The organism is Endozoicomonas gorgoniicola (assembly GCF_025562715.2).
Classification (GTDB): domain Bacteria; phylum Pseudomonadota; class Gammaproteobacteria; order Pseudomonadales; family Endozoicomonadaceae; genus Endozoicomonas_A; species Endozoicomonas_A gorgoniicola.
This window is the reverse complement of sequence record NZ_JAPFCC010000001.1, coordinates 6,011,785-6,032,641: the sequence shown is the minus strand read 5'-3', so window position 1 is coordinate 6,032,641 and position 20,857 is coordinate 6,011,785. Positions and strand designations below refer to the sequence as shown.

At 48.3% G+C, this 20,857-nt stretch carries 19 protein-coding genes; 6 read left to right on the top strand and 13 right to left on the bottom strand.

Features of this window, described 5'->3' with window-relative positions; translation table 11 throughout:
* Positions 1 to 22: 22 nt before the first annotated feature.
* Positions 23 to 592 (top strand): GTP cyclohydrolase I FolE, encoded by a 570-nt coding sequence (folE, locus tag NX722_RS27135; RefSeq protein WP_262565941.1) that lies wholly within the window; start codon positions 23 to 25, stop codon positions 590 to 592.
* 198 nt (positions 593 to 790) lie between these two features.
* Positions 791 to 1,663 carry a hypothetical protein gene (locus NX722_RS27130; protein WP_262565940.1) on the top strand — a complete coding sequence of 291 codons (873 nt, stop codon included), beginning with the start codon at positions 791 to 793 and terminating at the stop codon, positions 1,661 to 1,663.
* 81 nt (positions 1,664 to 1,744) lie between these two features.
* Here NX722_RS27130 and tdh read toward each other — a convergent pair whose 3' ends face one another.
* The 5 genes from tdh to NX722_RS27105 form a co-directional block, all read right to left on the bottom strand.
* A complete protein-coding gene (gene tdh / locus NX722_RS27125; protein WP_262565939.1) occupies positions 1,745 to 2,770 on the bottom strand; it encodes an L-threonine 3-dehydrogenase in 1,026 nt (341 codons plus the stop codon).
* A 14-nt stretch (positions 2,771 to 2,784) separates the two neighbouring features.
* Entirely contained in the window at positions 2,785 to 3,984 is a 1,200-nt protein-coding gene (locus tag NX722_RS27120) for a glycine C-acetyltransferase (protein ID WP_262565938.1), read from the bottom strand.
* Between the two features lie 232 nt (positions 3,985 to 4,216).
* Complete coding sequence (locus tag NX722_RS27115) at positions 4,217 to 6,061, bottom strand: hypothetical protein (RefSeq protein WP_262565937.1); 1,845 nt, start codon at positions 6,059 to 6,061, stop codon at positions 4,217 to 4,219.
* Between the two features lie 8 nt (positions 6,062 to 6,069).
* Positions 6,070 to 7,704 (bottom strand): IS1634 family transposase, encoded by a 1,635-nt coding sequence (locus NX722_RS27110; protein WP_262563869.1) that lies wholly within the window; start codon positions 7,702 to 7,704, stop codon positions 6,070 to 6,072.
* Positions 7,705 to 7,750: 46 nt separating this feature from the next.
* Positions 7,751 to 7,966, bottom strand: a complete 216-nt coding sequence (locus NX722_RS27105) for a hypothetical protein (protein WP_262565936.1) — start codon at positions 7,964 to 7,966, stop codon at positions 7,751 to 7,753.
* Positions 7,967 to 8,255: 289 nt separating this feature from the next.
* Between NX722_RS27105 and NX722_RS27100 the strand changes: the two genes are divergently transcribed.
* Positions 8,256 to 9,641 (top strand): sodium-dependent transporter, encoded by a 1,386-nt coding sequence (locus NX722_RS27100; protein WP_262565935.1) that lies wholly within the window; start codon positions 8,256 to 8,258, stop codon positions 9,639 to 9,641.
* A 57-nt stretch (positions 9,642 to 9,698) separates the two neighbouring features.
* On the opposite strand, the gene cysN is transcribed toward NX722_RS27100, so the two are convergent.
* From cysN to NX722_RS27070, 6 genes are all read right to left on the bottom strand, one after another.
* Positions 9,699 to 11,342: a sulfate adenylyltransferase subunit CysN gene (gene cysN, locus NX722_RS27095; protein ID WP_407648049.1), complete on the bottom strand. Its 1,644-nt coding sequence runs from the start codon at positions 11,340 to 11,342 to the stop codon at positions 9,699 to 9,701.
* On the bottom strand, positions 11,342 to 12,262 hold the full coding sequence (gene cysD, locus NX722_RS27090; protein ID WP_262565934.1) for a sulfate adenylyltransferase subunit CysD: 921 nt from the start codon (positions 12,260 to 12,262) through the stop codon (positions 11,342 to 11,344). The genes cysN and cysD overlap by 1 nt, the downstream gene beginning before the upstream one ends.
* A 138-nt stretch (positions 12,263 to 12,400) precedes the next feature.
* Positions 12,401 to 13,150, bottom strand: a complete 750-nt coding sequence (locus NX722_RS27085) for a hypothetical protein (protein WP_262565933.1) — start codon at positions 13,148 to 13,150, stop codon at positions 12,401 to 12,403.
* The gene (locus NX722_RS27080; protein WP_262565932.1) at positions 13,137 to 13,556 is read right to left on the bottom strand and encodes a hypothetical protein; all 420 of its coding nucleotides are present in this window, start codon (positions 13,554 to 13,556) and stop codon (positions 13,137 to 13,139) included. Before NX722_RS27080 ends, NX722_RS27085 begins: the two co-directional genes overlap by 14 nt.
* A gap of 83 nt (positions 13,557 to 13,639) precedes the next feature.
* A complete protein-coding gene (locus tag NX722_RS27075; protein WP_262565931.1) occupies positions 13,640 to 14,986 on the bottom strand; it encodes an opioid growth factor receptor-related protein in 1,347 nt (448 codons plus the stop codon).
* A 114-nt stretch (positions 14,987 to 15,100) separates the two neighbouring features.
* Complete coding sequence (locus NX722_RS27070; RefSeq protein ID WP_262565930.1) at positions 15,101 to 15,559, bottom strand: very short patch repair endonuclease; 459 nt, start codon at positions 15,557 to 15,559, stop codon at positions 15,101 to 15,103.
* 139 nt (positions 15,560 to 15,698) lie between these two features.
* Here NX722_RS27070 and dcm point away from each other — a divergent pair, with 139 nt between their 5' ends.
* Positions 15,699 to 17,018, top strand: a complete 1,320-nt coding sequence (gene dcm / locus NX722_RS27065; RefSeq protein ID WP_262565929.1) for a DNA (cytosine-5-)-methyltransferase — start codon at positions 15,699 to 15,701, stop codon at positions 17,016 to 17,018.
* A 6-nt stretch (positions 17,019 to 17,024) separates the two neighbouring features.
* On the opposite strand, the gene NX722_RS27060 is transcribed toward dcm, so the two are convergent.
* On the bottom strand, positions 17,025 to 17,783 hold the full coding sequence (locus tag NX722_RS27060; protein WP_322740957.1) for a Nif3-like dinuclear metal center hexameric protein: 759 nt from the start codon (positions 17,781 to 17,783) through the stop codon (positions 17,025 to 17,027).
* Between the two features lie 97 nt (positions 17,784 to 17,880).
* On the opposite strand from NX722_RS27060, the gene NX722_RS27055 reads away from it, so the two are divergent.
* Positions 17,881 to 18,999 carry a S1C family serine protease gene (locus tag NX722_RS27055; RefSeq protein ID WP_262565928.1) on the top strand — a complete coding sequence of 373 codons (1,119 nt, stop codon included), beginning with the start codon at positions 17,881 to 17,883 and terminating at the stop codon, positions 18,997 to 18,999.
* 72 nt (positions 19,000 to 19,071) lie between these two features.
* On the opposite strand, the gene NX722_RS27050 is transcribed toward NX722_RS27055, so the two are convergent.
* Positions 19,072 to 19,746: a fructose-6-phosphate aldolase gene (locus tag NX722_RS27050; protein WP_407648048.1), complete on the bottom strand. Its 675-nt coding sequence runs from the start codon at positions 19,744 to 19,746 to the stop codon at positions 19,072 to 19,074.
* Between the two features lie 211 nt (positions 19,747 to 19,957).
* On the opposite strand from NX722_RS27050, the gene NX722_RS27045 reads away from it, so the two are divergent.
* Positions 19,958 to 20,857: a glycyl-radical enzyme activating protein gene (locus tag NX722_RS27045; protein ID WP_262565927.1), complete on the top strand. Its 900-nt coding sequence runs from the start codon at positions 19,958 to 19,960 to the stop codon at positions 20,855 to 20,857.

Genomic DNA, 20,857 nt, shown 5'->3' with positions numbered 1-20,857 from the left:
TTCACTGAGCGACTCTCAAGAGATGACTGATAATCTGAACAAACATGAAGCCCTTAGCGCACATTACCGTGCGATCATTGAATCCTTGGGGGAAGATATCCACAGGAACGGTCTTGCAGACACCCCTACTCGGGCTGCAAAGGCTATGCAGTATCTGACCAGAGGTTATCAGCAGAGTCTGGAAGAGATTGTAAATGGTGCCATTTTCGAGTCCGACATCAGTGAAATGGTGGTCATCAAGGATATCGAGCTGTATTCCCTGTGCGAACACCACATGTTGCCTTTCATTGGCAAGTGCCATATTGGTTATATTCCCAATGGCAAGGTTCTGGGTCTGTCCAAGTTTGCCCGTATTGTCGATATGTTCGCCCGCCGCCTGCAGATTCAGGAAAATATGACCAAGCAGATTGCCGACGCGATTGTAGAAGCGACCGGAGCCAAAGGTGTTGGCGTTGTCATAGAAGCTAAGCACATGTGCATGATGATGCGCGGGGTGGAAAAACAGAATTCCTCCATGACGTCTTCTGTGATGCTCGGTCTGATGCGAGACAGACTATCCAGCCGGGAAGAATTCCTGCAGTTTATTCGCTAACGGGCTCTGTTTCAGGTCAGCATGTGGCTCTGAGGTTTTAATCACAGCGGAGTCACCATTCCACACAACTGAACTACACTGTATCCAAACCTTCTGAATGGCAGGTTCCACAGTTCATCATCAGCTTCTTTGCGTTAAAAAATCGGGGACAACCTCCAAAAAAGAAGACTTTTTGATGTAAGTGAAACAGGTGGTGCCATGAATAATGAGTACATTGCAAAAACAGTTAATACCGAAATTCAATTGAGGCTACGTGCCTTCGGTAATATGCAAAGTTCGTTTAATGTCTACGCAGATGCTGATTTCTTAAGTAAGGAGCCGTCACAGGTTTTAAAGGCGCATGAAGCATACGTAGGCTCAAAAGCTGCTGCGGATCATCTGTTTGCATTTCGCCAATTCTGTAAAGAGCAGAATTATAATGAGTATGAGACAGGGCGCTATTTATTCAACCAGTGTTACACGAAAAACTTTAAGGGTTTGTATGCCAACCCTGCTGAGTGTACGGCTATGGTCATATATTTAGCACTGAGGAAAGGTCGTAGCACTCTCGACCAGGTCAGTCACGCACTGGTTGTCGACCATCATTACAAACGGCACCTGACAAAGGTGCTGCACCAGTTTGCCGTGGTTGGCGAAGTGCCAGCGCAAGACGAAGATATCAAAGTCCCCCTCAGGAGGGTAGGAACGTTTTTGCACAACCGTCTGCCCGCCCAGATAGATCAACCCTGGGCTGTTGATGCAGCGTTTAACCTGGTCTGCCCGTTATCTGAATACCCGATCCTGCTTGGCAATGCCATTTCTCTGATGACTCAGGAAGACAGCGTTTTTGAAAAGGTTCGACCGCCAATAGCGACCGTCATGGGGTGGACAGAAAGAAGTGTAAAAGTACTGGGCAGCGCTATGGAAAAAAAGCTTAAGGATCGGTATCAGATAGCCAACTCTATGCAACCGATGGCCTTTTATAATTGCGTCTTCAACGCTGAGTTACTGCTCATGCTGGTAACTCAACGATCAAAGCGTCTGGAAATTTCAGAAAATGACGGCGCCATAGGTTCAACCACGATTTTTTAGCAACCAGCTTCAGGAATGCACCTTTCACCAGTTGCTCTGTGCCATACAGCCCGATAACAGAAACCAGGACAGGGAACTGTGTCAGTTCCAGTCAAGAATCACTTTGCCGGACTGTCCGGAACCCATGATTTCAAAACCTTTCTCAAACTCATTCACACTCAAACGATGGGTGATGACTGGAGAGATATCCAGACCTGATTGCAACATACTGGTCATTTTGTACCAGGTCTCGTACATTTCACGACCGTAGATACCCTTGATGATCAACCCCTTAAAGATCACCTTATTCCAGTCAATCGTGGTATCACTGGAAGGAATACCCAGCAGAGAAACCTTGCCACCGTAGTTCATGCATTCAAGCATTTGCTGGAATGCACGACCGTTGCCTGACATCTCCAGACCTACGTCAAAGCCTTCTACCATGCCCAGATCCTGCATCACTGCCTTCAGGTCTTCCTGAGCAACATTGACTGCACGGGTTGCGCCCATTTGGCGTGCCAGATCCAGACGGTAGTCGTTCACATCGGTGATCACAACATTGCGAGCCCCGACATGCTTACAAATGGCCACAGCCATGATGCCAATTGGCCCCGCACCGGTAATCAGTACGTCTTCACCGACCAGATCAAAAGACAGGGCGGTGTGAACCGCGTTGCCAAACGGGTCAAAAATAGACGCCAGGTCATCGTTGATATCATCAGGAATCGGAAAAGCATTGGAAGCAGGAATACAAAGGTATTCAGCAAAAGCACCGTCACGGTTGACCCCAACCCCCACCGTGAAATTACACAGATGGCGACGACCGGCACGGCAATTGCGGCAGTGACCACAGGTGATATGGCCTTCACCGGACACACGCTGGCCAATTTCAAAGCCTCGGACACCTTCACCCATTTCCACGATTTCGCCGACAAACTCGTGACCAACATGCATCCCCATGGGGATAGTGTTCTGGGACCATTCATCCCAGTGGTAGATGTGCATGTCAGTGCCACAGATGGCCGTTTTGCGGATTTTAATCAGTACATCGTTATAACCGGGTTCCGGCTTTGGCTTTTCTGCCTGCCAGATTCCTTTTTCGCCTTTCAGTTTGGCCAGTGTTTTCATGATTATTTGTTTCCTCAGGCAATGACGCCAAGCTCGCGGCCTACTTTGGCAAAAGCAGCAATAACCTTATCCATGTGTTCCTGACTGTGGGCTGCAGACATCTGGGTACGAATGCGGGCAGCACCTTTAGGCACAACCGGGAAGGAGAAACCAACAACATAAATGCCTTCTTCCAGCATACGATCTGCAAATTTAGCCGCCAGCGTCGCATCACCCAGCATAACCGGAATAATTGCATGGCCATTACCGGCAAGGTTAAAGCCCAGCTTTTCCATCTCTGTACGGAAATAACGGGTGTTGAAGCGCAGACGTTCACGCAACTCTGCACCATCTTCCAGCATATCCAGCACCTTGATGGAAGCGCCGGCAATGGTTGGGCTCAGGGTGTTTGAGAACAGGTAGGGACGGGAGCGGTTGCGCAGCCATTCAATGATTTCAGGATGGCGGGAAGATGTGTAACCACCGGAGGCACCACCGAGGGCTTTGCCCAGAGTACCGGTGATAATGTCAACACGACCCATAACGCCACAGTGTTCATGGGTGCCACGACCGTTTTCGCCAATAAAGCCTGTTGCATGACAATCGTCTACCATAACCATGGCATCGTACTTGTCAGCCAAATCGCAAATGCCTTTCAGGTTGGCAATCACGCCATCCATTGAGAATACGCCATCGGTGACAATCAATTTCTGGCGGCTACCGGCTTCAGTCGCTGCTTTGAGCTGCTCTTCCAGAGCGACCATATCGTTGTTGGCATAGCGGAAACGCTTAGCCTTACACAGACGAATACCGTCAATAATAGAAGCATGATTCAGGGAATCACTGATAACAGCGTCTTCAGGTCCCAGCAGTGTCTCAAACAGTCCACCATTTGCATCAAAGCATGAAGAGTACAGAATAGTTTCTTCCATGCCCAAAAATTCAGAAATACGCTTTTCCAGCTCCAGATGAACCGGCTGAGTGCCACAGATAAAGCGCACTGATGCCATGCCATAGCCATACTTGTCCAGGGCATCCTTGCCTGCCTGAATCAGCTCGGGCGAGTTTGCCAGACCCAGGTAGTTGTTGGCACAGAAGTTAATGACCTCTTCACCTGTTGTTACCTTGATATCAGCCTGCTGCTGAGTGGTAATAACACGTTCGTACTTATAAAGACCTTCTTGTTTCAGGCCTTCCAACTGTTCACGCAGCCCTGCGCAAAAATCGGCTTTCATTTCGACTCCAGATATCATTTATCAAGGAAAACAGAACCCGTTTGTGCTGATATCGGCTATCCGAAAGAAGCATTCCCTGATCGCAATATCAGTAAAAAGGAGTACCAGTGATCCATTGTAGAAGAACGACATAATATTGACTGAGGAGTTTCATTCACTAAACAGGTATTTATACGTGTTCCGACAATTATTTGCCCTGAGGGTTCACGTCCAACAACCCGTTATCTGACTATCAGCCTTTTTCCTTCACGTAATCGTAAAGAGCCTCGTCCATAAGCCTTCGTAAATACTGGCTACTGATCTTGTTTATTTCTTCTCTCATTGACTTAAGGTATTCCTGTCTCTGGTCAGGCTCTGTTGGTTTGGCGTACCCAACTTTAAACTGAGCCAGCAACCATTTCATTCTGACAATATCAGCCCGGTGACGGTTGTCATCCTCAAAAGCAGGGAAACCGGGAGCCTGAGTGTCCATTGCTGCATTGACGCTTTGATCGACCTGAAACAAAAAGTCGCTCAGTTCGAATGAAGGCTCCAGAACAGATGAAGCAATTGCTGAAAGAAGATGGGACGCATTACGCGTGTCAACAATCGTTCTGGCAAAGCTTTTAATGATGTCAGGATTTTCTTCCAGTATTTTCCATGCTGCCCCCACGCTTACAGGGTCAAGGTTATTATAAAATGCATTCAGCTCTTTATTAGACGACAGCAATCCCAACTGTGTTCGTGTAAACAGGTTATGGGGCAGGGCTTCAGGGTAGGGAAGCTTACCCATCACCAGGGCTTCGCTCAGAGAATTATCCCCAGATACACCGACCACCGGATTTGACAGGTACATCAGAGCCATCATCGTCTTATGAGGCAGAAAGCCGGGATCTACAAGGTTGAGCGTAATACCGTTTTGTGACTCCTGAAGGGTAATGGTTTGAGGCTCGTTACTGGTTTTTGTCCATAATTTAACAGTACTAACTCCGGCATGACCCAAAGCAATTGATGCAAGATTATAAGTACAAGTAGAACCAATATCTTTCTCAGAGCAGGGCATAATAATCGTTTGGTTTTTGCCGGGATAGGCTTTGGCCAGAGAGGCTATAAACTCTAACTTGCCGCTCATATAGTGAAAATAGGTAAAGTAATAATCCGCACCAGCCAGCAACGTATCGATTTGCTCTTTCTCGTTTTCTTTGCCTGTAAGGGTCTCTCTGATCACCTTTGGCAAATCTTCAAGAGCCCGGACAAAATCACTATTACCCGGCTCTTGCTCGAATTGTCTGACTGTTGAATCCAGCTCAGGATCAACCAGAATGCCGGCATTGTGAGGAGCCAGACCGAATCGAGGTACAAGATAACAGGAAATGAACTTGTATTTAGGCGTGCAATAGCCCATAGGATGGGATAAACGAGCCCGCCGGTAATAGTAGTTCGGTTTTATTCTGTATTTCTTATTTGATTGCTTATTCTGGATGTGGTGAGAGTAAGCACTGAAAGGCCCCTCAACCTCCAATCGCTGAGCAAACCCCCGAACACGCTGATCATAGCCCTCAACGTCGTAAAAGGGCATGCCCAGAACATTTTCAGCATACTTTTTGGACGTGTCATCAATTTTCCCGTAAATCCATGCTATTTGATGGCTTCTACACTCAAGATCCAGGGCTTCACAACCATGATTACTTTCCAATTCAGAGACAGAAGCTCCGATAAAAAAACCATTCTGGTGTTCCAAAGGTTCAACGGCATAATCGGTAACCGCTCCAAGCATCAGAATGAATTGAGCCGTTGATAGCACCAAAGCAGCGTTTTTTGGGTCACCGCCTTCTTTTAACCAGTAATGCTGTGAGTCATTGTTGGAAAAAATTTTATTTATTCGTTTGGCTTTTTCAGAAGAGAATGTATCGATGGCAATGCCTGCAATGAGCGAGGGAATCTTTTTTTGCAGGATTCTGGCTGCCTTATCAGCATAAGCCGCATCACCCAGGCTCTGATAAGCCTTAGTGGTTAGCATGATGTCAGGTTGATAATATCCTTTATTGATTGTATCTGGCTCCAATAAAGCCAGAAACAACTTGTAACCGTCATTCACCACCCTATTCAGGAATAAATTTCTTGGTACGTTGAGCCCAAAATAAAAATGATCGTCGATTGCCTCTCCGATATTCCAACCATGTGTTTCTCCGTCCCGTTAACCGACAGCACATGAATCCCATCAAAGCACAGGAAAACCCATCTGCCCGTTGGGTTCTGGGCTGGTTTCTTCTTCATGTCCGGGAACGTTCGGCTCTGCCTTTTCAGTTCATAGCGGATTCGATGCTGAATTGCAGCATAGACCATAAGGCAGAGTGTCATCACCATTAACAGGGCCTCAATACGCTCAGGTTTTTTGAGATACAGTGAAGACACCAGAAAATCAGGGCTCTTCAGGAAGCGAAAACCTCTCTCAACCTGCTGCTGGGATTTATACGTCCTCAGTAGTTCGCCAGCGTCAAGCCGGGCTGTATCTGTATCGTTGGTTGCCAGAACAAAACAACCCAACGATGCTTCTGCATCACGACGAGTCTGTACAGCAACCGCGCAGGAGCCTGTCACATAATATTCATAGTGGTCGGGAACTGTCCCATCAGCAGGACGGCCTTTGGTTTTATAGCAGGGACTCTCGATGATCTCAGGTTCAGCCTGGCAGTATACGGACTGTTTTTGCCATAGCTTGAAAGCTTCCATGGCATCCGATTCGCAACAGAATGGCTTCTTGCCCAATTTCTCAAGTTCCTTGAATTCCTTCAGGGACTTTTTCTGCATACGCCTTGTCAGTGTCTTCTGTTCTGTTTTCTGGCTTTGATTATTTCGAAACAGTACCCAACGTTGTACGACACCTGCATAGTCAGACAGAGTTTCTACAGATTCGTAATGCTCAAACCCTTCAACCTCAACCATTGAGCGCAATGGCGCACTTTGAACCAGTTCTTTGGCTGCACCAATGTTGAGAGGAACTCTGGAGATAAACAACTGATCCTGCTGACTCAGTTCCTGAACGGTTTCAGCCACATACAATGCGGCATCACCGATGAAGTAACGGGCATTAAGTGCCGCTTTGAAGCTCTTTATATGCTCAGAAACCACTTGTTTGAAACTGGTCTTGTCCGTCACATTACCGCTGGCTGCTTTCATAAACATCGGAATGCCTGCCCGGTTTTCGGTCAGCAGGAGCAATATGGCCTGGTTCAGATCAGGACGATGATCTCGGCTGTAGCCCTTGCAAAGCCTGATGCAATTGAGGTCTTCGTCACTGACTTCCTCCTCGCTGTTATAACGGCCATCGACGTGAAATCCTGTGCCATCAAGGTTGAGTGCATCACATGGCAATTTGAGATGCGTAGCCACCTTGATAGCCAGCTCAAAATAGACTTTACTGACACCCAGTTCAAACAGTTCATCCAGTGTTCTTCCAAGAACTTTGTCGTTTATGTGCTCGGGCTCAATCCCCTCTCTGATCAGTTTATCGAGGGGTTTATTGGAGAAGAACTGAGGGAACATGTGGAGAGACTGCCCCGTAAAGCCGAGGCCATTGATAATCATCGCGACAACGGCCTCACCGTGGGAGATGTTCCATTCGTCAGATACTTTGGGCGCGCGCCTGTCGATATGGTCGGCAATGCCCAGCTCTTTGCACATTCCAGCCACTAGACCGAGATGATCCATGACCTGAGAGCGGTATTGAATAGGAGGCATAACAAGGCTTCTTGATATTTGCTTATCTGATAATAGATAGCAGGTATTAGGAAAATGTCATGCTGGGTGGTGAATGTCGGCTGTAAATATCCAGTTGTCCGTGGTTGAGGAATTCATAGCCGAAGAGTTTTGCAGAGGCTCCCTCCCGGTAGGAGGCTTTAAAATGCTTCACATACTGGTTGTCATCAGCAATGGCTAAACGGCAGAAGAAGCACAACAACATGGATAATGTAAAGGTTTCAATAACACGTCTTAACGTCATTGCATTCTCATAGGTCTTTTTGACGCAGGTTTCTCTGATACCTGCCCTCCCTACAACTTGTAATGCGGAATTAAAGTCCAGATTTTAATTCTCAAAAATCAATTCACAACAAATTCACAACAAGCTGTTTTCTTACAGATTCGTTGAAAGCATCGAAAATATAGCAGCTAAATACAAAATTAGAAGAAGCTGACTTAAAACAAAATGATGAATATTATTCTTCCCCTATTCACACTCCCGCTCTCTTACAGGTCTATATTTCAGAAAAACCTGAACAAAGAGAGAAAATATGCCCTCAGCACCCGCTCAAAATGATATTGCCTCGTCGAATGATGGTTTACAGCCCCGTTCTGCCTTCTCATCACGCCTCGGTTTTGTAATGGCTGCAGCAGGCTCTGCCGTGGGGGTTGGCAATATCTGGGGATTTCCAACCCAGGTAGCGGGCCATGGCGGTGCTGCCTTTATACTGGTTTACCTGCTGATGGTGGTCGTGCTGGCCTACCCAATGCTTGTGGCTGAGATGACAATAGGCCGTATGGCACAGAAAAACCCTGTAGCAGCCATGGGATCGCTGTCCGATAAACCTTTCTGGAAAAAAACCGGTGCGGTTGTGGGCATTGCCGGCATTGTCACGTTATCCCTGATTATCAGTTTCTACGCCATTATTTCCGGCTGGCTTCTGGCGTTCATGCTGGAACCTCTGGCAAAACTGGCAGGAATGACCGGGCTTGCCAGCTGGCTGACCAGTTTCTCGACCTCGCTAAACCTGATTGCCATGGGCGCTTTTATGGCTGTGACGATCCATGTGGTACGGGCAGGTGTCAGCAACGGTATTGAACGCTGGTCAAAGAAACTGATGCCCATGATGTTCATTCTGTTGATTGGCCTGGCCGCCTATATCATGACCCTGGAAGGAGCCGAACAGGGTCTGCTCATGTACCTGAAACCCGATTTCAGCCATATCCTTGAGCCCTCTCTTCTGGTTAATGCCATGGGGCAGGCTTTCTTCTCCCTGTCACTGGGGGTCTGCGCCATCATGGTGTATGGCAGCTACCTGTCTGAAAAAGAGAGTCTTCCGAAAACCGCCGCCATGGTGACAGCTCTGGATACCAGTGTCGCCCTGCTGGCCGGTTTGCTGGTCATACCCGCTATGACGGTTGCACAGGCAAACGGCGTCACGATTTATGCACCCGATGGCACCCTGCTGGAATCCGATACACTGGTGTTCACCGTTCTCCCCGCCCTGTTCAACAGCATGGGAGCTGCCGGCTCTCTTGTCGCCATCGCATTCTTCGCGCTGATGAGCATTGCTGCCCTGACGTCCTCTATTTCCATGCTGGAAGCTCCGGTTAACACCGTCTGCGAACAGCTGAATAGCTGCCGTTCAAGAATGTCCATCGTGATTGGTGGAGCAGTATCCGTTGTGTCAGCCATTATCATCCTGAACTTTGAGGCGCTTTTTGGTCTGGTGGTTACACTGACAACGGTTTACGGACAGCCTCTTTTAGCTCTGCTGTTTGGGCTCATGCTGACCTGGGTTCTGCGGCGGGATCGGTTGCTGAATGAGCTGAAAAAAGGCAGTCCGGACATGGAACAGAGCCTGTTCTGGAAGATCTGGCCCTGGTATGTGAAATTTGTTTGTCCGGTACTGATGCTGTTTGTCCTGCTGAAATAATTTACATTCAGCCCCCCCAACACGGTGAATAACATTAAGTTCTCGTGTTGGGAGTCGTTACACTCGTCCCAACCTACCGCAAAGTTGATCCAGCGAGGTTTCCGCACTGACTTTTACAACCGGATGAGTGGCAGGAGTCCAGTCATCCAGAGTGTTCACCAGAACCACCAGCCCGGCCTCCAGCAAAGCTTCAGCCCTGATTTGCCAGTCTGGCTGCTGATCCACAATAGCTGGTAGAAAGCCCCGGTCAAACAGCTGCCTTTCGAGCAACTGCAACTGGTCAGCATTCCTCACCTGAACCAGTGCCGGATTTTGATTTAAACGATGAGTTCGCTCCTGCACCGAAACCGGCTCCGTTTGCCTTTGCGCTGAACCTGCTGACTCCACCATCCCTGAAGCAACCGTCGCATTGGTCAGGCGATCAATCACTATAAATGCGCCTGTCTGACGATTAGCGGCATAGACGTCCACAGCCACCGGTTGTGTCAGGTTTAACGAACAGGAAGCGATTTCATTGAGTTGCAACTCATCAACAGCCTGCTGTTCCAGCGTATTAACATCAACCCGGTGATGAATACCCGCAAAACTGCCCACTATCTGGCGGGTGGCAAACTTGATCCAGTACTGCCGCCCGGGCTGCATGGGCTGTTCCCCCATCCAGACAACACTGGCATTAAAGTAGCTTGAAACCTTAGAAGGGTTTCTATCACTATGACCACTGTGAACCATCATATCGCCACGGCTGATATCAATCTCATCGTCCAGGGTCAGTGTGACAGCCTGACCGGCGAAGGCTTCGGACAGATGACCATCATAGGTCACAATGTCGGATACTTTGCTTTCCTGACCCGAGGGCAGAACCTTTATACGGTCTCCGGTCTTGATAACACCCGATGCAATGGTACCGGCATAACCTCGAAAATTAAGGTTGGGACGGTTAACGTACTGAACAGGCAGGCGGAAATCATCAAGATTACGGTCGTCAGCCACCTCCACGGTTTCCAGTATCTCCATCAGGGTCTGGTCGCTGTACCAGGGCATTTGAGTACTGCGTTCCACCACATTGTCACCTTCCAGCGCCGAGATGGGTACAAAACGCACATCCCCCAGATTCAGGGATTCAGCAAACCCCAGATATTCATTACGAATATCGGTAAAGCGTTCCTCACTGAAGTCCACCAGATCCATTTTGTTGACAGCCACAACCAGATGCCGAATACCAAGAAGATTGGCGATATAGGTATGCCGACGGGTCTGGGTCAGCACGCCCTGCCGGGCATCAACCAGAATAATGGCCAGATCGCAGGTTGACGCGCCGGTTGCCATATTTCGGGTATATTGTTCATGCCCCGGCGTATCAGCAATGATGTACTTACGCTTTTCTGTTGAGAAATAACGATAGGCAACATCAATCGTAATTCCCTGCTCACGCTCTGCCTGCAAACCATCCACCAGCAACGCCAGATCAACCTTTTCTCCCTGAGTGCCGACCCGCTTGCTGTCGGTCTGCACCGAAGCCAGCTGGTCTTCATAAATCATGCTGGTGTCGTGCAACAACCGGCCAATGAGTGTACTTTTTCCGTCGTCTACACTGCCACAGGTGAGGAACCGAAGTATCTCTTTCTGCTCATGCCGACGCAGGTATTCCTCAATATCACTGGCGATCAAATCAGACTGGTGTGGCATTAGTCCCCGGGACATTAAAAGTACCCCTCTTGTTTTTTCTTTTCCATGGAGCCTGCGCTGTCGTGATCAATCACCCTGCCCTGTCGTTCCGAGGTGTTGGTCAGAAGCATTTCCTGAATCACTTCAGTCAGGGTGTCCGCATTGGACTCCACGGCACCGGTCAGTGGATAGCAGCCTAAAGTACGGAAACGCACTTTTTTCATTTGCGGCTCTTCATCTTCATACAACGGAAGTCGTTCATCGTCCACCATAATCAGGTTGCCATCCCGTTCAACCACCGGGCGCTCTTTTGACAGGTACAGGGGGACAATCGGGATATTTTCCTGATGGATATACTGCCAGATATCCAGCTCAGTCCAGTTAGACAACGGAAAAACCCGTATGCTTTCGCCTTTCTCTACCTGGCTGTTGTAAATGTTCCAAAGCTCCGGCCGCTGATTTTTCGGGTCCCAGCGGTGGTTAGCGTCCCGGAAGGAGTAGACACGCTCTTTCGCCCTGGACTTTTCTTCATCACGACGGGCTCCCCCAAAAGCGGCATCAAAACCATACTGATCCAGTGCCTGTTTTAAAGCCTGGGTTTTCATAACATCGGTATGTTTAGCGCTGCCATGGGTAAAGGGGCCAATACCCTGCTCAACACCTTCCGGGTTGGTATGAACAATCAGCTCCAGCCCAAGTTGTTTTACATGCTGATCGCGGAACTCAATCATCTCTTTGAATTTCCAAAGAGTGTCAACATGCATTAAAGGAAAGGGGGGCTTTCCCGGATAGAATGCCTTCATGGCAAGATGCAGCATCACAGCCGAGTCCTTGCCAATGGAATAGAGCATCACCGGGTTATCAAACCCGGCTGTCACTTCACGAATAATATGAATGCTTTCCGCTTCCAGCTGTTTAAGATGATTCAGCTGATAGCGCGACTGTTCACCAGACATAATCGGCAAGACCTGACATTTAGAGTTTTTATTTGAACCAAAGTCTATCAGCGATAATGTAATAATAAATTCAATATCTATATTTTTATCGAATAATAATATGCACTGCGAACTAGAGATTACTCTTAGAGTGCGATGTTATTGCATACTCAGGCTTTTTAGTGACGTTTGATAATCATTAAACCAGCCAGTATTCCAGCCTTGCTCTTCACACAAATCAAGCAAATCATACTCATCATTGGCATTTCTGGATGTTATAACATTGTGGGTATCTTTATTAACTATTACACCATTCCAAATCATGCTAATCAGATCGGGGCAAGTTGACTGCCGTCGTATATGGTGAAACTCAGCTGTTGCTTTATTTAAACGACTTCCCGTTAGCTCATCATTTTCAATACTAAAGTGTTCAATACGTCTATTTTTCATTTCTTTTTTGATACCGTTTACATGCTCGTTATATTTCAATCTATACACTTCAGCAGCATCAGAATCTCTTACAGACTGACCGATACCTTCAGAAAGCCTTAGGTAACCTCTTCTTTTGTCAGTGATTGGGCTATCTATTATTTCATTTAACCGATAGATTACAGCAGAATAATTAATGCAATTTGAACCGTTGAAATTAGATTTATCAATATCGCTTATACCGTCTACAAAGTAACTGGCTGTAGCCTTGTCTGTTCTCCATATAGTGAAAAGAAAGTCCTCCATGATCCAAACTTTGCCAGTACCATCCACTACAGAGCCGTTAATCCATGCGTTTAGCGTTGCCCGGGCAGATGACCTGTCTAAATCAGAACTTAGATTTTCATCCAGATTATAATTTGGTTTGCTGTTTTCAAATAATACCGTTAAGCCTTTGCCTCTTTGTTTATCGTTTGGCATTTTTCAACATCCTTTCATAAAGCAAGTTCAGCACTTCAGTTGCTTTTTTTGCATCAGGATGATTCGATTTATCAGGATGTATTTTCTTTATTATTTCATCTCTCCATGCCTTTGCCTTTTTTTTATCCTTATAAAATGAAGGTACAATATTTAACATGTCCTGTTGGGCTTCGCCTGTAAGAACTGATAAATAAAATATCATTTCAGCCTCTTTGGAAACGAAATAGTCATATTTAAAATCGTTGTTTTTTTTGCTATCAGATCCATTCAAATAAATGAGTTCAAGACCGGAAGACTCTAGAACTTTCTTAGCTTCCTCAATTTTTTTTCTATCATTTTCATGGTCTGGTACTTCACTTTCATTACTTCGTAAGATTTGATAAGTACCTATATCTAATCTTGCCATTAGAAACCTCTGTATTTTTGTTTAATAATCAGCTCTGCTTATAGCATATAGGTGGGGTGATGGGTAGAGCTGATATATAGTGTTTAATTGGGGGTTTTGGAAAAGTACAGAGGGCTGTTCGAAAGGGTTCCTACTGCATTCGTCCAGAAAGCGACAGGAGCCTGCCGGTTTCGCTGTCTTTCAGCTTGCAGTGCTTTTTCCAGGCTGGAAGCACACTTAACATAGCCACACTCATTCAGACAACTCAATACGCGGGTTATGCGCTGGTGGTTATGGTCAAAGTCACCGATCCACTTTGCATGCCCTTCTGCCTGTCCCGGAATAACCTGTATATCATCCCCGATACGTTTTAACCCCCAGAATTTCAACATTTGATCCAGGGATTTTTGCAGTTCGCCCTGCAGTGCCGGGTCTCTCTGGATCTCCTGAATCATTTCAGGGGTTAGCGCGGGAGCATCCGGGTTGTGTGGACTTTGATGCTGGTTGGGAAACAACAGCTGAATGTACTGATGCTCATCTTCCATCTGTCTGGCCGTAAACTGTCTTATCTGATTCAGCGTGAGTCGTTGTCCGTTAATTCGACCCCCGGATCGGTAAAAGTCTAACCACTGTTGTGTTGTTGTCTTGCGGGAAGCCGGAGCTGGAGCAACAACAGGCACAGCATCGGGAACAGGGACCGGTCGGGAATCTGGCGCAGGTCGTTTGGACGCTGCCGGTTTAGCGACGGGCTGAGGTATCAGCACAAACTCCGGGTCATCTGTCGCAGGGTCAGCGTTTTCCGGAGGCTCTCCCGGTAAGGGTTCCTGCCTCTTTAGCGCAGTAGGGGCTGGCACTACAGGTGCCATAGCAACCTCTACCTGAAGTTGCCCCAGTCTGTTAATCTGTTGCCTGATTTCCTGCTTTACCTCAGCCAGCTGTTGCTCCAGCTCCTGAACCCGACCTTGCGAGAAATAGGCCATGGTCTGCCGGACAAGCGGTTTCGCCTGCTGTCGCAATGCCTGAACCCTTGCCTGAACATCTGCCCCCCCTTGCTCAGGAGGAATCACACTGACGGGAGGTTTTCCCCTGGGTATGAACACCAGTCGGTAATTAACAGGCTCTGCTGCACCAGAACGATTAAGCTGCTGTGAAAGACTCTCCAGATGATTACAAAGAAACTTCTGGCCTTCTAACATCGCCTGCCGGTCTCTGGAACGCTCAAGACTCTGAGTGACACTTCTGACTTCTGCCTTAGCAGCCCCTCCCATATGGGGCGGAACCTTTACAGCAACAGCGGCCCGGCGTTCACTGAGAGACTTGCCAGATGTTCGGTTGTCGTTTTTGGGAATACGTCTGGCTGGCGCGGGTAAACCTTCTGCCTCTGGCGGTTCAGAAGGTGAGGTAAACCCGGTACTTCCTGTTGAAGGCGGTTTAGGTCCGGAAACTGGCATGGCTGCAATTTTTTTAACTGTTATCTGTAGCTTGTTTTATCGTCCAAAACAGGCGAAACACAATACGTTGAAATATTTAAAGTGCTACCGAACTCAGGTTTTTAAGACTTGTTGTTAAAGACTGGCATCGCCCCTTATCTCCACAAACCCATTTCCCACCAACACCCAATTCTCCATCAGGCTAACCAATACCTCCCGATTCAGCCTCTGCTTTCCCTGAATAGCACATTCCCAAACGACCATCAAACGCCAGCCAGACTCCAGCAAGGCCTCCCTGTTTTTCTCGTCCCGTGCTTGATTGCTGCTGATCTTTTGTTGCCAATACTCTGTGCGCGTCTTGGGCATTTTGAAGAGATGGCAGTCATGACCATGCCAGAAACAGCCATTAACCTGGATTACAGCCTTGTATTTTGACAATACCAGGTCAGGGGAGCCGGGGAGGTTTTTGCAGTGAATTCGGTAGCGAAAGCCGAGGGCATGGAGAGCCTTGCGGACGATTAGCTCTGGCTTGGTGTTTTTGCTGTGGATGGCAGCCATCACATGGCTTCTGACAGCAGGTAAAAGGGTATCCATTTAATAACTACCCAACAAACAAAAAATTTGGCCGAACCGGGGCTGTTCAACATCAAACATAGTAACCATGACCAGCGTTTAATCTTGTAGCTGTTGATGTCTACAGTGTGGTAACCATGACCAATGTTTGGATAACCACATGACACCTAATTACTACAGTATCGCCCAGGTGGCTGATATTCTCGGCGTCTCCAAGGAGACGCTCAGGCGTTGGGACAACAACGGAACACTTGTCCCCGAGAAGAGAGGTGAAGACAATAACTATCGTCAATACCACCGTTCCCAGCTCGACAGGTTTGAGCAGGCTCAACTACTTTTCAACAGTAACTGGGATGAAGAAAAAAATATTACCCCGAAAAGAGATTATGGTCTGGTAGAACTATTTGCAGGCGCAGGGGGGCTGGCCATCGGTTTAGATAAAGCGGGCTTCAAGTCCATTGTCCATAACGAAATCGATAAACATGCTTGTAACACCCTGAGAAAAAACCGCCCTGACTGGAAAGTGGTTGAAGGCGATATAACGAATGTGGATTTCACCCCTTACCACGGGCAGGTAGACATTGTCTCTGGTGGTTTTCCATGCCAGGCATTTTCCTATGCAGGGAAAAAGCTGGGTTTTGAAGATACCCGGGGAACGATGTTCTTTGAATTTGCCCGGGCTGTGAAAGAGACCAATCCCAAAATCTTTATTGCAGAAAACGTTCGTGGTCTTCTAAACCATGAAAGTGGGCAGACGCTGGAAGCGATCAAGAACGTTATTGATGAGCTGGGTTATGAACTGGTTGAACCCCGTGTCTTGAAGGCTATTTTTTATCAGGTTCCACAAAAACGGGAGCGACTGATACTGGTCGGTATCCGTAAAGACCTGGCTGATTATGTTGAGTTTAAGTGGCCTTCACCTTACAAGCGCATTATGACCATGCGTGACGCTCTCAAGAAAGGTGACTTGTACCCGGAAGACGTTCCCGAGTCTGCTGGCCAGAATTACCCGGCAAGAAAGGCTGAAATCCTCGCCAATGTTCCTGAGGGTGGTTACTGGAGAGACCTGCCGGACGACCTTCAGCGTGAGTACATGAAGAAAAGTTACTTTCTGGGAGGTGGTAAAACGGGAATGGCACGCCGCCTGGCCTGGGATGAACCTAGCCTGACACTGACTTGTGCCCCGGCGCAAAAGCAGACAGAACGTTGCCATCCCGAAGAAACCCGACCATTGACGGTTAGAGAGTACGCAAGAATTCAAACCTTCCCCGACAGCTGGGAGTTCACTGGCCCTCTGACCGCACAGTATAAACAGATCGGTAATGCTGTCCCTGTGAACCTGGCTCATGCCATAGGCCGATCATTAATCCGGTTGCTGAACGACATTGAGGCGATCAATGAGCAATCGACTGTTATCGACACACTCATTTCGGAGCCCCCGAAGCCTGTCGAAACGGAACAGCTGGCGATGGCTTTATAGACCACCCTAGACCGGAGAAGGTATATCAACAAATAGATGTTCGATGTCGTATTCCTGTTCCAGCCATGCGCCCACCGCCTGAACGCCGTATCGCTCAGTGGCATGATGACCGGCACTGAAGTAATGAATACCATTCTCCCGGGCAAAGTGAACCGTGGATTCCGAGATTTCACCACTCACATAAGCATCAACCCCCAGGGCGTGAGCCTGTTCAATCATCTTCTGCGCCCCGCCGGTACACCAGGCGACGGTTTTGATGTCATGAGAACCGCCTTCAATCACCAGAGGTTCCCGTCCCAGTTGTTGCTGTAACTGTTCTGATAACGCCTTAACCGTCTGGGTTTTCCTTACGGTTCCCCAGTTACCTATAGGCCTTGGGGCAGAATCCATACCGCCTTCCGTTGACCATTGCATCAATGTTGCCAGCTGAGCGTTATTACCCATGGTCGGGTGACCATCCAGTGGCAGGTGATAAGCAATCAGGCTGATATTGTGTCGGAGTAATGCTTCAACCCGACGACGCTTCATACCGGTAATCGTGGCGTCTTCCCCTTTCCAGAAATAGCCGTGATGCACAAAAACAGCATCCGCCTGCAACTCGATAGCCTTGTCAATCAGTGCCTGACAGGCGGTGACTCCGGTGACAATACGATTAATGTCCTGCTTACCCTCAACCTGCAAACCATTGGGGCAGTAATCCCTGAATAACCCCGGCTGAAGTTCATCATCCAGTTTTTCCATCAGCCTTTTGAGGGAAATGCCCATGATTCGTCTCCTGTGACTCTATCGTTCCAAGCATGGATAACGGTATATTTAAGTATTCAATCATTATACTGTTTGACGGGTAGTTGCAGCGATCACCATGAAAAAAATTCTTTTACAAATTGGCCTTCCTGTTTTTCTTGGCCTTGTTATTGGACTTCTGGTGATTGTCATCAAACCTGAGGTGGCCGGTTTTAAGGAAGACAACCTGACTGCCTTCTTCAGTACGCTCCTTAACCGCAGCAACCTGCTGGGAACGGGTCAGGTTTCCTATAGCCATGCGGTAAAAAAGGCGGCTCCGGCCGTGGTTAATATTGCCACCGCTTCCCTGAATCGTTCCGACGCATCGGCAACACCTATGCCGTTTCGCAACAGCCCTGACCAGGACGCTAACCGGGGTTCAGGCGTTATTGTCAGTCCTGATGGCTATCTGCTCACCAACAACCATGTCATACAGGGCGCTGAGCGAATTTATGTTTCCATGCAGGACGGCCGGGAAGAAATCGCCTCGGTGGTTGGCCGTGATCCGGATACCGATCTGGCGGTATTGAAAATCGACCTGAAAGACCTGCCCAGCATTCATCTGGCCGATTCCAGTAAAGCCGAAGTCGGTGATGTTGTGCTGGCTATCGGTAATCCGTTTGGTCTTGGACAGACCGTGACCATGGGCATCATCAGTGCCACCGGGCGGGACGACCTGCGACTGAATACCTACGAGGATTTTATCCAGACTGACGCAGCCATTAACGTTGGTAACTCCGGCGGAGCTTTGGTCAATGCCTACGGTGAGCTGATTGGCATCAATACCCTGTTGTTTACCCGGGGAGGTGGTAACGAGGGGGTAGGCTTTGCCATTCCTTCCAGAATGGCAGAGTTTGTTATGGAATCCATTATCAAGTACGGCCGGGTGATTCGTGGCTGGCTGGGTATTGAATCCCAGCCTCTCAGTGCGCAGCTTGCTCAGGCTTATGATGTTAAAACCAATTCCGGCATCCTGATTTCCGGTGTCTATCAGGACGGCCCTGCGGATCAGGCAGGTTTGCGTCGTGGCGACATTCTGACCGGCATCAACAACATCAGCACCAGCGATGGCAACAAAGTCATGAACCTGGTGGCTCAGGTGCCACCGGGAACCGAAGTCACATTGCAGATTCTGCGGGATAACCAACCTGTGGAACTGAAAGCACGAGTCAGCACCCGGCCGAGAATGGTGAACTGAGGCAAATCAGTCTGACAGCCCCGCACTACTGATCATGCCGGGCTGTCCGAAAGTTAAGGCTCTCAAAAAAGCTTAACTTTCAAATGAAAGCTTTTCACCAAACTGATTTTTCCAGTCACACGTAAACTGCTCAACCGCAGGCTCTACTGAAGGGTGCGCCAGCATCTGTGCGGCTACATCTACCGGCAAAGTAATCGCCCCGATACCCAGCTTCATAACGTCCATCGCCTGCTGTACATTTTTAAAGCTGGCGGCCAGTATCTTTGCCCCCAGCTGATGACGCTCAATAAGCGTCTGTAAGTCAGCGACCACTTTCACGCCATCGCCGTTTATGGCGTCAATGCGATTAACGTAGGGAGCAAGATAGTCAGCTCCGCACAGTGCCGCCATAAACCCTTGCTGAGCGCTGTAAATCGCCGTCGCCAATACCGGGATATTCTCTTTTTTGACTTCTTTTATGGCTGCCAGACCCGCCTCAGTCGCTGGTATTTTTACCACAATGTCATAAGGAAGCTCAGCGATCTGGCGCGCTTCTGCTACCATACCCTTTACTTCGGTACTCACTACCTGAGCATGGAACCGTGGCGAGCCTCCCATCGTGTTCTGCAATGCCTCAAGCGTTCCCCTCAATCCTGCGCCAGCCTTAGCCAGTATCGTTGGATTGGTGGTCACTCCTTTCAGGGGAAAGCACTGATTAAAACGGGCTACCTGACCAACATCCGCAGTATCCAGATAAATCTCAATCATCGTCATTACTCAAATAATAAAGCCTGAGGCAATTATAGTTTTGGTGGGGCAAAAAACTAATGACCTGAGTCAATACAGCCTTCGTATGAAAGCTGGATAATTACGGACGAAAGCGTAGAGTCACCAAAGAAGTCTTTAAGCCAGTTTATAAGGTGACCGTTCGCAACGGTTGTTCTTAAGGTAGTAGCTGCCTGCAACAGGGTGATTAGACATGTATTTTAATATCCAGCGATTTTCAACCCACGATGGTGATGGGATTCGTTCCATCCTTTTCCTGAAAGGGTGCAGCCTGAACTGTAGCTGGTGCCAGAATCCGGAAAGCCTGTACAGAAAACGATCACTGATGTTTGATGAGCGTAGCTGCCTTACGGATTGCAATCTATGCGAACAGGGCTGTCCGGCTATTCAACGGGAAGGTGGCACTCTGAAAATAGACCGTCCGGCCATTAAACAGGATCAGTTGATCGCACTGGAGTCCATTTGCCCCACGAAAGCACTGACAGTCTGCGGAAAAGAGGCGAACGCAGACGAACTCTTTGACCTGTTGATGAGAGATAAAGCCTTTTACGACCAGAGCAACGGCGGAGTAACGTTTTCAGGGGGAGAGCCTCTGATGCAACCGGATCTGGTAGAAAATCTGGCAAGCCGGTTACAGGCTGAAGGCGTCTCCTGCGCCATGGAATCCTGTCTGCATGCCCCCTGGAAATATATTGAACGTATTGCGCCTTTTATTGACTGCTGGCTGGTTGACCTGAAGCATACGGATGAACATAAGTTTAAAGCGTGGACAAAGGGGTCACTGTCGCTTATCGAGGCTAACTTCCGAAAACTGGCCCGAATTGCCCGGCGCATAGTGATCCGTGTCCCCGTTATCCCTGACTTCAACGACACGGATGATGAACTAAAATCAATTATCGACTTTGCCGAATCGTTGGAAAACTGTCGTGAGCTTCACTTGCTGGCTTACCACACTCTGGGCATGAGCAAATACCATTTGCTGGGTCTGCCTTATCAATGCTCAGAGTCCCCCCTGAACAAACCTGAACTGTTGCAGAATGCACAGGCTTACGGCCACAAACACACAAAACTCAAGGTAACACTTGGAGGTTGA